This is a genomic window from Pectobacterium brasiliense (genome assembly GCF_016950255.1).
GTDB lineage: Bacteria > Pseudomonadota > Gammaproteobacteria > Enterobacterales > Enterobacteriaceae > Pectobacterium > Pectobacterium brasiliense.
In genome coordinates this window covers 846,725-859,620 of sequence record NZ_JACGFN010000001.1, presented here as the reverse complement: position 1 = coordinate 859,620, position 12,896 = coordinate 846,725, and the positions used below count along the sequence as shown (strand labels likewise).

At 52.1% G+C, this 12,896-nt stretch carries 12 protein-coding genes and 1 pseudogene; 2 read left to right on the top strand and 11 right to left on the bottom strand.

Annotation, left to right across the window (positions count from 1 at the left end; genetic code table 11):
* Nucleotides 1-2: 2 nt before the first annotated feature.
* From H4F65_RS03850 to rstA, 7 genes and pseudogenes are all read right to left on the bottom strand, one after another.
* The gene (locus H4F65_RS03850; protein WP_010276847.1) at nucleotides 3-842 is read right to left on the bottom strand and encodes an EcsC family protein; all 840 of its coding nucleotides are present in this window, start codon (nucleotides 840-842) and stop codon (nucleotides 3-5) included.
* 47 nt (nucleotides 843-889) lie between these two features.
* Nucleotides 890-2,668, bottom strand: a complete 1,779-nt coding sequence (locus H4F65_RS03845) for a sensor domain-containing phosphodiesterase (protein WP_010276850.1) — start codon at nucleotides 2,666-2,668, stop codon at nucleotides 890-892.
* 458 nt (nucleotides 2,669-3,126) lie between these two features.
* On the bottom strand, nucleotides 3,127-3,993 hold the full coding sequence (locus H4F65_RS03840; RefSeq protein WP_010276853.1) for a trypsin-like serine peptidase: 867 nt from the start codon (nucleotides 3,991-3,993) through the stop codon (nucleotides 3,127-3,129).
* Between the two features lie 234 nt (nucleotides 3,994-4,227).
* Complete coding sequence (locus H4F65_RS03835) at nucleotides 4,228-4,524, bottom strand: type 1 fimbrial protein (RefSeq protein ID WP_072014207.1); 297 nt, start codon at nucleotides 4,522-4,524, stop codon at nucleotides 4,228-4,230.
* A gap of 404 nt (nucleotides 4,525-4,928) precedes the next feature.
* On the bottom strand, nucleotides 4,929-5,393 hold the full coding sequence (asr, locus tag H4F65_RS03830) for an acid resistance repetitive basic protein Asr (protein ID WP_010276856.1): 465 nt from the start codon (nucleotides 5,391-5,393) through the stop codon (nucleotides 4,929-4,931).
* 177 nt (nucleotides 5,394-5,570) lie between these two features.
* Nucleotides 5,571-6,886 (bottom strand): annotated as a pseudogene (gene rstB / locus H4F65_RS03825) (two-component system sensor histidine kinase RstB).
* Nucleotides 6,883-7,620: a two-component system response regulator RstA gene (gene rstA / locus H4F65_RS03820; protein ID WP_010276861.1), complete on the bottom strand. Its 738-nt coding sequence runs from the start codon at nucleotides 7,618-7,620 to the stop codon at nucleotides 6,883-6,885. Before rstA ends, rstB begins: the two are co-directional and overlap by 4 nt.
* Before the next feature lie 251 nt (nucleotides 7,621-7,871).
* On the opposite strand from rstA, the gene H4F65_RS03815 reads away from it, so the two are divergent.
* Nucleotides 7,872-8,447: a YceI family protein gene (locus tag H4F65_RS03815; protein WP_010276862.1), complete on the top strand. Its 576-nt coding sequence runs from the start codon at nucleotides 7,872-7,874 to the stop codon at nucleotides 8,445-8,447.
* Between the two features lie 49 nt (nucleotides 8,448-8,496).
* Here the strand turns inward: H4F65_RS03815 and H4F65_RS03810 are convergent, their stop codons facing one another.
* The 3 genes from H4F65_RS03810 to folM all read right to left on the bottom strand — a co-directional run bounded on the left by H4F65_RS03810 (nucleotide 8,497) and on the right by folM (nucleotide 10,565).
* A complete protein-coding gene (locus tag H4F65_RS03810; RefSeq protein ID WP_010276864.1) occupies nucleotides 8,497-9,300 on the bottom strand; it encodes an anti-sigma factor family protein in 804 nt (267 codons plus the stop codon).
* A complete protein-coding gene (locus H4F65_RS03805; protein WP_010276866.1) occupies nucleotides 9,297-9,773 on the bottom strand; it encodes a sigma-70 family RNA polymerase sigma factor in 477 nt (158 codons plus the stop codon). The genes H4F65_RS03810 and H4F65_RS03805 overlap by 4 nt, the downstream gene beginning before the upstream one ends.
* 69 nt (nucleotides 9,774-9,842) lie before the next feature.
* Nucleotides 9,843-10,565 (bottom strand): dihydromonapterin reductase, encoded by a 723-nt coding sequence (gene folM / locus H4F65_RS03800; RefSeq protein ID WP_010276868.1) that lies wholly within the window; start codon nucleotides 10,563-10,565, stop codon nucleotides 9,843-9,845.
* Between the two features lie 138 nt (nucleotides 10,566-10,703).
* Here folM and H4F65_RS03795 point away from each other — a divergent pair, with 138 nt between their 5' ends.
* Nucleotides 10,704-11,120, top strand: coding sequence for a hypothetical protein (locus H4F65_RS03795; RefSeq protein ID WP_010276870.1), 417 nt, complete (start codon nucleotides 10,704-10,706; stop codon nucleotides 11,118-11,120).
* A gap of 18 nt (nucleotides 11,121-11,138) precedes the next feature.
* Here H4F65_RS03795 and dauA read toward each other — a convergent pair whose 3' ends face one another.
* The gene (gene dauA / locus H4F65_RS03790; protein WP_010276873.1) at nucleotides 11,139-12,857 is read right to left on the bottom strand and encodes a C4-dicarboxylic acid transporter DauA; all 1,719 of its coding nucleotides are present in this window, start codon (nucleotides 12,855-12,857) and stop codon (nucleotides 11,139-11,141) included.
* Nucleotides 12,858-12,896: the final 39 nt, after the last annotated feature.

Sequence of the window (12,896 nt, the reverse complement as noted above, 5' to 3'; positions counted from 1 at the left end):
CATCAGGTCGGCAAGGGCTGCTTTTTGATCTCAAGGTAAGCCGACCTGATCGCTTCTTCACCATACTGCTGTTCCAGACGTTTTATGATGAAATGACCTTTCGCCATGTTTTGGTAGTGGTGAATAAACAGCGTATTAATAGCCGCACCGCTGGCAGCACCAATCACCGGAACAATCTGTGCGGCCATTTTTTCCGTCATGGTGACGCCCAGTCTGGCCGCGACCGCATCAATCAATTTTGCCAGCGTTTTCCCTGCCTGTGAGGTGCTCATTCTGGCTGACGCTTTCCCGGCGCTTTTCTTGCCGGCAATGCCGATTAATTCGCGGCTGGCATGCCGGGTGATATCGGCCAGAACGGCGCGTGACGTGTAATAGGCAGAATCGGCAGCATCGTCGCTTTCTTGTGTCCCCCCGAGCGCGAAAACCTCCACACAGGCGGCTTTGACGGAAAAATCAGTGAGGGAGAAACCTTCGCTGCGGGCAATATCCGCCACGGAACGCATCATGATGGTGGTGCTGATAGGCAGTTCGACCAGCAGACCCGCCACGCCAAAAAAACCGCTGACTGCACCGGAAGCGGCAACGACTAGCTTGTGTGTCTTTGGTGATGCCACGCGATCGGGTGCATCGTCTAGCGTATAGAGTGCGGCGTCTACCGCTTTGTAGAGCGCGGAATGAACCACATCCTGTATTTTATTTTTCACCAGGGCGGGTAGCTTCGACAGGCTCCATTCAATCGGTTTTCCAACCAGATTCGCCGCCTGTATGGTAAAAGAGGGAGCTTCCAGCAGCGCAATGGCCTGTCTGATGGCGAGCGCATCCTGTTGAGTAAGAAGAGTCATAGGCGTTCTCCGTACCGTTGGTTGAATAGCCCGCCTGACGGGGGATGTTATGCAGACGTTTGTGATGAACGCGTCGTTAACCAGGTGGTGAACGCATCAGGAGGGATAGGCCGCGAAAAATAGTAACCCTGTACTTCATCACATCCAAAATGAGCCAGGTATTCGAGCGTTTCCTTATTTTCTACGCCTTCCGCCAGCACAATGTAATTCAGTTTGTGCAGCATGCTGATAATGGATTGCACAATGACGCGGCTTTTGCGGTCAGTTTTTATATCTTTAATCAGCGATTTATCCAGCTTTATCACCGTAGAGGGAATATTGCGCAGATAGCTTAAGTTGCTATATCCCGTGCCGAAATCATCAAGCGCGATAGTAAATCCGAGCTGTTGCAGCGTTTGGATAGTGGCGAGCGTTTCCGTGCTTTCGATGATTTTCTGCGTCTCGACACACTCGATATCAATGTCCCTAGGGGTGAGGCCGTGATTCTCGAGAATGGTGATGAGACGTGGAATAAAATCATTCTCGGAAAAATTTCGGGCGGAAACGTTAATCGATACGGGGAATGTTAGCCCCTCCTGACGCCACTGCTTCACCTGGCATGCCGCTTCTCGGGTGACCCAGTCCGTTAACGGGCGCATCAGCGTTGTGCCTTCCGCTAACGGAATAAACTGATCGGGATAAATCTCACCTAACTCAGGGTGTCGCCAGCGAATCAGCGCTTCGGCACCAATCACGCTGTTGGTCTTGATACTTAGCTTCGGCTGATAAACTAAATAGAGACCCGGCTTATTGTTCTGTAGCACATCAGCTAGTTCATTGAGCAAGGTAAAGGCGATTTGCTGCGCCCGATCGGCCTCAGGGTCATAAGCAAACTGGCGAATATTCCTGGTGATGGCAGTACGTAGTGCGCTCATTGATTCACGTAAGATTTGCTGAGGATCTTTGGCCGGAATCTGGAATACGGTGTAGCCAACAAAAAGCTCCAACTTGAGCGGAATATGGCTGGCGATACTTTCATGAATCCGTTCAGCGCAGGCGTCTAGCTCCGCCAGAACCTTCTCTTTCCTATCGGCCTTCACCAGCAGGGCGAAACGGCCGACGGCGGCAGAGTACAGATTGTCTGATGAATTTAAGCTAAGCCGTAAAAAGACTCCGATATCTTTCAGCAGGCCTTCTACGGTCGGCATACCCAGCGCACATCCCATTTCATAGGCGTAAGAAATGTCGATGGTATCAATCAGAATAAGCAGGTAGGGCTCGTGAATGTCGGTAATGTGGCTAATGTCGTCAATCAGGCGCTGGCGATTAGGTAATAGCGTGACGGCATCGATCAGCCCAACCGCGTTGCGGTATTCCATTAACACCATCGCAATGGTCGCTAAGTCATGCAGGAGTCGTAGTTGGAACTTGCTGAAGGTGCGTGGGATATAATCGATGACGCTGAACGTACCGATGGAATAGCCGTCTTTGGTTTTCAGCGGTACACCAGCGTAAAAACGGATAAAAGGTGCGCGGGTGACGTAAGGGCTGTCTTTAAAACGGTCGTCCTGAGTGGCATCGGGGCAGATAAAGGATTGACCCGTTTGTACGGTAAAATGGTCGAAGGAACCAATTTTATCCATATCATCCAGAGGAAAACGGTTTTTCGCTTTAATATGCAGAGATTTGGAACCGGTTAGCGTCACGAGAGCCGTCGGGGTTTCAAGGAGTTGGCAGGCCAATTTCGTGAGTTTGTGAAGAATATCGTCTTGAGATGTATCGGTTTTTTGTAATTCGTCGAGAGTCTGCATGCGTTTTTTTTCGTCATGGCTCAAATGTTTTAACATGTAGACTCTTCCTTTCCGCAATAATAATCGCGACAACATCAATTTAATTTAACGGCGACACAATAACATAGAGGCTAAAAATTGAGGTAACTTATTATATCGCCTTTATCTTTCCGTTAAGGTTTAGACGTTTTTTTGTCTTAAATTATGTTTTCGTTTTTCAGTGTATTGTATGGATTTGTGCTATTTTCCAGTAAGTTACAAGTAAAGGTAAACGGTCTGGCTGAGAAAGTGCTCCGCAAATAAAGCGTGAATCTAATTATAAAAAAGGGCCGCTTCCAGAAGATAAAAAATAGCATCCTGATAATTGTTATACCCATTGTAGGGTGACAGTATGGATGATTAACCTATCTCTCTGATAAGAATAGAACAGATATTTTTTTATACCATGAAAACGGCGGTGCCAGGCGGTATCCAGAATAACGATTTCCGCCTGACGGTGTTGGCTCAGCAGAGCGCTAGTGTTGTTTTAGTGAGCTTTCTTTTGGCGAACCTTCTTTTGGTGAATTTAGTTTTGCTAACGTTTCTAACTGCTGACGAATGGCGGTAACGGAAACGGCGCGATTATCGGCTCTATCGCGTTCACTGGCATCGGGTGCGGAGCTTTGGATGCCCATGAGCACCCAGCCTGCTGCTGAATTCAACATCAGCGGGGAGCCGCTATCGCCAGGCAGCGTATCGCACTGGTGCGCCATAACGGCGGTGTGAACCCAGCCGGTGATCAAACAGTTTTGATGGCGATAAAGCGTTTCCTGATGATCCTCTGGGTAACCCGCCTGCGTGACGCGCTGATCGTTGTCCTTCAAGGCCTGCATCAATTCCTGGCGGCTGCCTTGCCAGAGCGGGAGCGGGCGAATGCCTGGAGGTGTTTGCTTTAGCCGAATCAGCGCATAATCCAGCGGTGCTGCTGAAGGAGGAACGATCCACCCCTCGCCGTCGGCTTTCAATTTTTTAGCGAGCGTTTTATTCGCCAGCGCTTCAATTTCCGTTGTTTCATACCGCCAGCCCTTTTCTGTCGCCAGAAAGCGCAGCGCGACGGGTTTATCTATCTCACCCTTCGGTGGCGTAACCACGCAATGCCCGGCCGTCAGCGCCAGATGCGGGGAAATCAGCGTCGCGGTACAGAGGTTGCCGCTGGCGGTTTCCAACTGTCCAATCGCTTGCCACGGCCATATCGCCGTGTCGGGAACGATATCCCGATCGTCATGGTTGAAAAATAAGATTTGTTGCTGCTTCTGCGCGGCGGTGTCTGCCGGTGAGGATTCAGCCCAACTGAGCGGGGCGATAAATGATAATGAACATAACAACCAGGCTGATATGCGCATGCAGTAAATAAACCTTATGAAAAAAGTCATCTTGAAGCGCTAAATATAGCGCGTTGAATTAATTATAGATGTATTTGTTGATGAGGGACTGGAAATTAAAATGTTATCGAGTGTAAAAGGCGTCGCACGACATCACTGCGCTTATTTCATTTTACCCCAATGCTCAAAACGCGACGCCACGATCCGAAGTGGCGTCGCGTTTTCCTATCAGCAGTACAGTGAATGACACCCGTTTTATTCGTAGCTGACGATCACAATACGCGCATCTGAACTTAACGTTTTTGACCTCACAGAACCGATGCCTTGCGGCAAAACAGCGTGTTGCGAGCTATTTTTCACGTGTAGCCTTTGTATTTCACCTTGTCGTTCACAACTGACGGTCACATTATTTGATCGTGTTGTAACATCACAGACCGGTTCGACGATGGCACCCGAAAAGCGGATGATACCGGACGATGAAGAGGCGAAGGTATACGATGTCGCAGCCAGCGTGCTCAGCAATAGGGCAGATATTTGCAGGGTTCTTTTCATTATACGGTTCTCGGTATTGCCCGGAGTGTAATGATATAAACGGCGCTGAGTGATAAAACTTTACTGCTCCACAATCTTTATTTGGCTAGCTGTCTACATTTTTGACGTTTACTGTTTTTGACGTTCAATAATCTTATGATTAATAGCGGTGCGATTAATCATTGCGTGATGCAGACCCTGCGACTAGAGAAAAAAACTCAGGGTGATAAGGCCACAGAGCAGAACGAGAGATAACATAATTTCAAATGAGTAACGCCGCATCATTCTCCCGTCCCCCCATGAAATAAACACCCGGTAAACCGGGTGTTTGATGATTGTTCTACGGCAAGCCCTTAGAGATAGGTTTCAAATAGGGCTAACTGAAAGTGACGCCTTCCCCGCGGGGAAGGCGTGGGTGCTAACCATTACGCTGCTGGCGTGGTGGTCGCTGGTTTTGCCGTTTTTGCTTTCTTCACGTGTTTCTTGGCAGCCTGCGCTTTCTGAGCAGGGGCGGGTTTCGCTTTCTTCACGTGTTTTTTAGCAGCCTGTGCTTTCTGAGCAGGAGCGGGCTTAGCTTTCTTCACGTGTTTCTTGGCAGCCTGTGCTTTCTGAGCAGGGGCGGGTTTAGCTTTCTTCACATGTTTTTTTGCAGCCTGCGCTTTCTGTGCTGGCGCTGGTTGGGCTTTCTTCACGTGTTTCTTGGCAGCTTGCGCTTTTTGTTCAGTGGTTGGCTTAGCTTTCTTCACCGGTTTTTTATGGTGAGTGGCTTTAGCCGGTGCAGAAGTAGTCGCCGTAGGCTGAGCTGGTGCGCTGGTTACGGTATCCGCGGCAAACGCTACAGAGGACAGACCCAGTGCCGCACCTGCGATCATAACTAATACTTTATTCATCATCATTTCCTCGTTGTCTCATTCACGTTTCGTAGCCCTCAGTTGGGCTGGTAGAGAGAGAATAGGAGAAACAGAGGGCGGCTTCAGTGAGTGATTGGTTTCGGCGTGTAACCTAATGTACAAGCCAGAAAAAGTGGGAAAGACAGGGGAAAACGGCGGGGTTACCGCCGTCTCGTGCTAGTGCTGAATGGCGATGGTGCCCTGCGTTGTTGCGGTTTTTACTGGCCAGCAAAAACGGAAACGGGCTCCGCCGAGCGGGCTGTCATCCACGGTAATGCTGCCGTCGTAAGCCCGGGCGATAGCATGAACAATCGCCAGCCCCAGCCCACATCCGCCGCTGCTGTTCTCGATACCCGCTTCCAGACGAACAAACGGTTCAAACACGCTTTCCCGGCTGTCGGGCGGAATACCGGGGCCGTCATCTTCGACTTGCAGACACGCGATATGCTCGGCGTCGGATGTCAGGCTGATATGCAATCGGTTGTGGCAGAAGCGTAATCCATTGCCGATCAGGTTATTCAGCACTCGTTCCATCAGGCGTAAATCGAGCGCCCCAATCCGTGCCGAATGGGGCATGTCCAACGAGATGTGTTTGTCAGGATGGATCAGGCGGAAATCATCAACTTTTGCCTGTAGCCATGAAGGAATATCGATATCGGCAAGATGCAGCGTCACCTGCGGGCGGTCGAGTCTGGCATACGTCAGCAGCTCATCGATCAGCGCTTCGAGTTGACCAATATCCCGGTTTAACGCCTGCTGCTCGTCTTCTGTCAGGTTGTCGCTCATGGCGAGCCGATAGCGCAGCCTGACCAGCGGCGTACGCAGTTCGTGCGCAATATTGTCAATCAGCTGCTTTTTGCTGTTGATGAGCTGGTTCAGGTTATCCGCCATGCGGTTGAAGGCGACGCCAAGCCGGTACAGGCTTGAGGTGCTATCGAAGTGAATGCGCTCCTCCAGATGACCATCCCCGAGGCGCTGTGCGGCATTCTCCAGTTTTAGCATGGCCTGCCAGTGTGGGCGCATCCAGAGGAAAACCGGCAGCGCCAGCGACAGCCCGATGAGCATCACCAGCAGTAAATCCAGCAGCCGCATTTCATGCAGGAAGAACAAATAAGGAATAGGGCCGACGGCAAGAACATAGTGGCTGCGGGGAATGCGTTGGATAAATGTGTATTCATCATCCAGTGCGATAATTTCTCCCTGATTCAGACGCTGCCGATTCTTGGGGCTCAGCGCATATTTGCTCACCGGTTCGATGTGCAGTTTGAATGACAGGTTTAAATCGAGCTGGCTGATGGTTTTATGCCACTCGCGGGGCGGAATCGCGCGCGCAGCTCATTACGAATCAGATACAGCGAGCTTTTCATCAGATCATCCATGGACTGACGTCCGGCGCGTTCGGCCGTGACTTTATAGACCAGCCCGACCAGAAGCGTCATGACGACAAAGCAGGCGAACAGCAATAGAAAAAACTGGACGAACAGCTTTCTCATAGCGTGACGCTCTCCCAGGTATTGGGCGCAAACAGATAACCTTTGTTGCGTACCGTTTTAATACGGAACGGCTCCAGCGGGTTGTCGTACAGTTTCTTACGCAGGCGGGAAATCGCGACGTCAATGCTGCGATCCATGCCGTCGTAGGTCACGCCGCGCAGGTTTTTCAGCAGCGCATCCCGATCCATGATGTGACCGGCATGGGTCGCCAACTGCCAGAGCAGATCGAAATCTGCGGTGGATAACACAATGTGTTCTTGCCCTAATGTCACTTCCCGATTGACCGGATCGATACAGAGCAGGCCGAAGTGCAGTGATTTGTGCACCTGTAACGCGGCGGGCGCGGCGTTTTCTGTCACGGCCTGTGGTGCCGCAGCGTATTGCCGCAAATGCAGGCGCAGGCGGGCGAGCAACACGGCGGGTGGTGTGGTTTTCAGAATGTAATCATCGGCACCCATTTCCAGCGCCAGAATATGATTCATATCGCTGTCCAGCGAGGTCAGCAGCACAATCGGGCCGCTGTACTGTGGCCGCAATTCCCGACAGATTGTCATGCCGTCTTTGCCGGGCAGCATGATGTCCAACAGCACAAGGTCGGGCTGCTGCTGTTCAATAAAGGCCAATGCCTGATCGCCCCGAGCTTCAACCTGAACATCAATGTCATGCTTGCCGAGGTAAGCGGCGATCAATTTCCCCACCTCGGTATCATCTTCTATAAAAACAATCTTATGCATGGTATCTACGTTATCCCCAACTCACTGTTGATAGCATAGCCTGATGATAGGCGATAAACGAGAAATGAAGCGTAAATGGGTGTTAAGCGTTTGTTTATTTGCCCAAGTTACATACGCTGCGGGGCGTGCTTTTTTTTGGCGATACCGTTCCTGACAAATTTTTTCCACATTGATAAAAATAATGAAAATTGGCCGAATAAATTCGTTCGTTGGTGCGTTTACACGTTGTCTACTTTTAGGAGAACCCTGTTATGACGCGCATCGTTCCCGTTTTGGCCGCCGGGCTGCTTATCAGCCCACTGTTGCACGCTATGCCTCTCAACTACACCATTGCCACGGATAAAACCGCCATTGCGCTTTCATGGCAAGCATTTGGTCACCTTTCACAGGCTTCTCTCGACGGCGTGACGGGAAATATCACACTGGATGCTGAAAAGGAAATCAATGACCGTATTGATGTGAAAATCCCCATCACGACGCTACAGGCTTCCAATGGCCTGCTGACTTACCAGTTAAAAAGCAGCCTGTTTTTTGATGCCGAACACTATCCCGATATCACGTTCACCAGCAGTAGGGTGGTGGCGCTAGGTCATGGTCATTTTCGAGTTTTTGGTTCACTGTCGGTAAAAAATATTCAACGCCCCGTTATTCTGGACGCCACGCTTGAAGAACATGGCGGAAACGCATCAGGCGAAGAGGCGTTGTCTCTTCATGCCACCACGGCGATTTCTCGCTCGGCCTTTAATATGGATCGCTTTACCGGGGTGGTGGACGATCGCGTGGCAATCAGTATTGATATCCAGACGAAAGCACGACACTCCGCATAAACGTTTCCCGCCACTCAAGGGAATCCGCGAGTGGCGGGAGCATCAATGGCTAGGCAAGAGAAGTTTGCAACCTGAGCGCGTTTTCAGTCAGTTGCGGTACAGTATTACGGCCAATTAATACGAACTGATAGCCACGATGGTGCCACCAGACGACATGCATATCATGGCGTTGTTCATTGTTAAGCGTAGAGGTGGTTGCTCCCCGATCGGGAGAAATGCACAACGCCATGGGGCCATACTTGGCGTGCATCCAGGCAATCTGCGCAATGGCGGTGCTGTCGTAGCGCAGCATACGCACTATTTTCAGATCCGCGCCTTGAAGCATCAACTGCCGTTCATGGAGCGGCAGCCCAATCTCTTGAGTGGCACGAGACAGCCCGCGCTGTAAGGTAGGTAAGGAACTGTCCGCATCAAGCAGGGTTTCGGTGCTGTACAGTGACATGTACTGCGCTTCAAGATCGCGAATTTTCTCACTGTCGTTGCGAACAGTCGAAACAGGACGGGCAAGGTAGCCTAGCCCTGAGCCAATCACCAAAAAACTGAGTGAGGCAGCAATGAGCGAGCGGCGACTGACACCGGCATGCGATGGCGGTTCTACAGACGCCGGATGCGTTGCTAGCAGTTCCTCAAGCCTGGCCTGCATTTTTGCCTGCGGCGCTTTGTTGAGTAACGGCGCGAAGGCCTCTTCAAAATCGAGATGGCTTTTCATCAGCTCGGCGGTGCGCTCGGCAAGTGGCTCATCGCTCTCCAGCTGTGTCGCGAATTGTTGTGCATCGTTGTCATCCATCTCACCATCCAACCAGGCAACGATGGCTTCATCACTGTAGGGGGGCGTAAAACGCATGGGTTTCAAAACCGTTTCTCCTTTGCCGCGGGCAGAGCATCAACTGATTTTGCCAGCGTACTTCGTGCTGTGGCCAGCCGGCTCATTATGGTGCCGATGGGTACCGATAGCGTGTCTGCTGCCTCCTGATAGGTAAATCCTTCGACATAAACTAAAAATACGGTATTGCGCTGCGCTTCTGGCAAGGCGCTAACGCGCTGCATTATTTTCTGGTAATGCCGACAATCATCATTCCGCTCTCGGGTATCCGGGGCCAATAGGGCTTCGCTTTCGACAAAACCTTGCCCCAGACGCACGCGGCGTGCGCGCAGTTCGGAAATCCATATCGAGTGGAGAATGGAGAACAGCCATTTGTCGATTTGAGTGCCTGAGGTAAATTGCCCGCTTTTTTCAAGTGCGCGAACACAGGTGGACTGGACTAACTCCTCGGCAACTTCATGGCTGCGCGACAGCACCAGTCCATAGCGCCACAGGCGCGTCAAATGAGCAGTAAGCTGCTGGCGAACGTCGCTGGTAGTGATGGGTTTATCCTCACATTGATACTCAGGGAATTAACGCAAAGCCCGTCCACCATCAACGCCTAGTGTTTTCCCAGTGACGTAGCGGCTGCTGAGCAGGTAATCCACCAGCCGGACAATTTCTTCTTCACCGGGGGCAATTTTCATCAATGACTTTTCCAGCGCCTGCTGACGATAGGATTCGTCATCTTTTTCATTAAACAAGATTAGACCGGGGGCGATCGCATTGACTTTCACCTCTGGTGCCAGCTTGCGAGCAAATGACCGCGTCATGTTATCCAGTGCCGCTTTGCTGGCGGCATAGGCAATATGCTTATCGCTGCCTTTTTCTACCACGTAATCGGTCAGATGAATGATATCTGCACCCGCGATGCCTTGCCCACGCAGGCAAGGTTCCAGCAGTTGGTTGAGTAAATAGGGCGTATAGACATGGATTTGCAGCATATCGGCCAGCGTTTTTTCTGGCGGTGTGGAGGGGCTTTCAGGTTCCCAGCGGCTGGCGTTGTGAATAATGGCGCGCAGCTGCGGCGTGAGCGACTGAATTTGCTCCGCAAACGCATAGATGTTTTCCGTGGTGGAAAAATCGGCGGTCAGACAAACGGCACCATCTTGCTGTAGCGTCTCCAGCTCAGGATAAGGTGTGCGATAGCTGATGATGACCGGAATCGACTGGGCCAGAAACGAACGCGCCAGCGCCAGCCCAATACGCCGTGCGCCGCCGGTAATTAACACGGGAGCAGAAGAAAAAGTTGTCACAATTAGGTCTCCTCAACACGCTAGTCAAAAGGGGGCGAAGCGTGACAATATACCTGAATTAACCATCATATTGTTTACGGTTTTATGCCCGTCAGGGTAGCGCGCGGCAAACCACTGGCGAAGAGGAGAAAAGGGAATATGGAAAAGTCCCCTGAGTCTACAAGTTCCAGTGAGCCACTTTGTCTGGACTACACGGATTATTTAGCAGCATTGTGCAAGAAACGTTGGCGTTTCGTGGATGCGATGTACGGCGTGATGCCGATTTTTGGCATGGTAACCAAGATGGCACCGGCTCGGCAGAGTGCGCCGAAAGAGCGGCTGAAGGGACTGGCGTTACAGGTGCTTTCTACGCAGGTGAGTGACGAAACCAACATCATCAGGCTGATTACGCTGGCACGTCAGCAAGGTCTGACCGCGTTTGATATCCAACTGCCTTATTCGCTGACGAACGAGCAACTGAGCGCCATTAGCCGCGAATGTGACGACGCGTTGGATTTAACGCTGTGGGACGAACGCCTGTCCGTCCGATTTAAGATGCCAGCCGTGCAGCATTAGCACGGCGTGGCTCGCACACTATTTCAGTTCTGTTTCCGCTGAGCGCACCGTCGTCGCCTCAATCGCCTGTGCGAGTGAGCCGTAGAAGCTGAGCCGCCCTTCAATCGGATGAACCTTCGCCCGCGCCAGCGTTTTTAACGGCTGGAAGGGAATATCGGTGATGATGAGCTGTTTACCTTCAGGCAGCGTTTCACTAAAGCGCAGGAACGCATTGAGTCCGCCAGCATCCAGCACCGGCACCGCATCCCACTGTAAGATGATATTTTGATAGCCTTCGCTGCGTACGGTCAGATCGTTGAAGATGCGTTCCGCCGCGGCGAAGAACAGCGGGCCGTTAACGCGCAGTACCAGATGATCCGGGATTTTGGTGTCTGGCAGTTCGCTCAGTCGGGTCATCTGTGCGATGCGACGCATGAACAGCAGGGATGCCAGTACGATACCGACGGTAATGGCGATCACCATATCGAACAGCACGGTCAGCGACATACAGAGCAGCATCACGATAATGTCGTCTTTCGGCCCGTGGCGCAGCAAATCCACCACTTTGTGCGCTTCACTCATGTTCCAGGCGACGATCAGCAGCAGCGATGCCATTGCCGCCAGCGGCAGATAAGATAGCCACGGCGCAAGGATCAGCAGCGCCAGTAACACCAGAAGCGCATGGATCACGGCGGAGATCGGCGAGTTTGCGCCCGCGCGCACGTTAGCGGCGGAGCGGGCAATCGCCGCGGTCGCGGTAATACCGCCAAAGAAGGGCGCGATAATGTTACCGAAGCCCTGACCCATCAGCTCCGCATTAGAATTGTGTTTTTTGCCCGTCATCCCGTCCAGCACGACGGCGCACAGCAGCGACTCAATCGCCCCCAGCATCGCCATAGAGAACGCCGCAGGTAGCAGGGCGGAAATACTTTGCCAATCCAGCGTCATTGTCTTCCCATCGGGCGACGGAATATCCCACGGCAGAATGAGTTGCGGTAGGATAGGCGGAATCCCTTGCCCCTGCGAACCGTCCGCCAGCATATAGCTGAATCGGGAACCGATGGTGGCCACGTTTTCACCGAGCAGTGACATGATCCCCATCACCGCGACACCTGCCAGCAGCGCAGGCAAATGACCGGGCAGGCGAATACCGAGTCTGGGCCAGACGATGAGAACCAAAAGCGTCGTTGCGCCAATCAGCGTATCAGCAAGATGCAGGGTCGGCAGCGATTGCGCCAGCGCCGCTACTTTTTCGACGTAATGCTCGGGGACTACCGCCATCTGTAAGCCGAAAAAATCCTTGATTTGCATGGTACCGATGGTGATAGCGATCCCTGAGGTGAACCCCAGCGTCACGGAAAGCGGAATATATTCAATCAGCCGGCCGAAGCGGCAGAGCCCCATTAGCAGCAGAAATACGCCGGACAGCAAGGTGGCAACCAGCAGACCGGATAGCCCGAACTGTTGCGACACCGGATACAAAATGACGACGAAGGCGGCCGTCGGGCCTGAGACGCTGTAGCGTGAACCGCCGCTGACGGCGATGACAATCCCGGCAATAGCTGACGTATATAGTCCGTATTGCGGAGGAACGCCGCTGGCAATAGCCAGTGCCATCGCCAGCGGTATGGCGATGATGCCGACAGTTACGCCAGCGATAATGTCGTGGGTAAAACGTTGCAGCGTATATTTTTCGCGCCAGCACGCGTCAATCAGCGCGCTGAACGGCCTGACGCCGTTAATTCCGTGCGTTTTCATCTAAGCAGAAACCAAAGTAAGGAAGTAAATCAATATGGC

What these genes read in the sequence shown, in the direction of transcription:
- H4F65_RS03850 (WP_010276847.1), bottom strand. Translation starts at nt 842, where the DNA reads ATGACTCTTCTTACTCAACAGGATGCGCTCGCCATCAGACAGGCCATT.
- H4F65_RS03845 (WP_010276850.1), bottom strand. Translation starts at nt 2,668, where the DNA reads ATGTTAAAACATTTGAGCCATGACGAAAAAAAACGCATGCAGACTCTC.
- H4F65_RS03840 (WP_010276853.1), bottom strand. Translation starts at nt 3,993, where the DNA reads ATGCGCATATCAGCCTGGTTGTTATGTTCATTATCATTTATCGCCCCG.
- H4F65_RS03835 (WP_072014207.1), bottom strand. Translation starts at nt 4,524, where the DNA reads ATGAAAAGAACCCTGCAAATATCTGCCCTATTGCTGAGCACGCTGGCT.
- asr (WP_010276856.1), bottom strand. Translation starts at nt 5,393, where the DNA reads ATGAATAAAGTATTAGTTATGATCGCAGGTGCGGCACTGGGTCTGTCC.
- rstA (WP_010276861.1), bottom strand. Translation starts at nt 7,620, where the DNA reads ATGCATAAGATTGTTTTTATAGAAGATGATACCGAGGTGGGGAAATTG.
- H4F65_RS03815 (WP_010276862.1), top strand. Translation starts at nt 7,872, where the DNA reads ATGACGCGCATCGTTCCCGTTTTGGCCGCCGGGCTGCTTATCAGCCCA.
- H4F65_RS03795 (WP_010276870.1), top strand. Translation starts at nt 10,704, where the DNA reads ATGGAAAAGTCCCCTGAGTCTACAAGTTCCAGTGAGCCACTTTGTCTG.
- dauA (WP_010276873.1), bottom strand. Translation starts at nt 12,857, where the DNA reads ATGAAAACGCACGGAATTAACGGCGTCAGGCCGTTCAGCGCGCTGATT.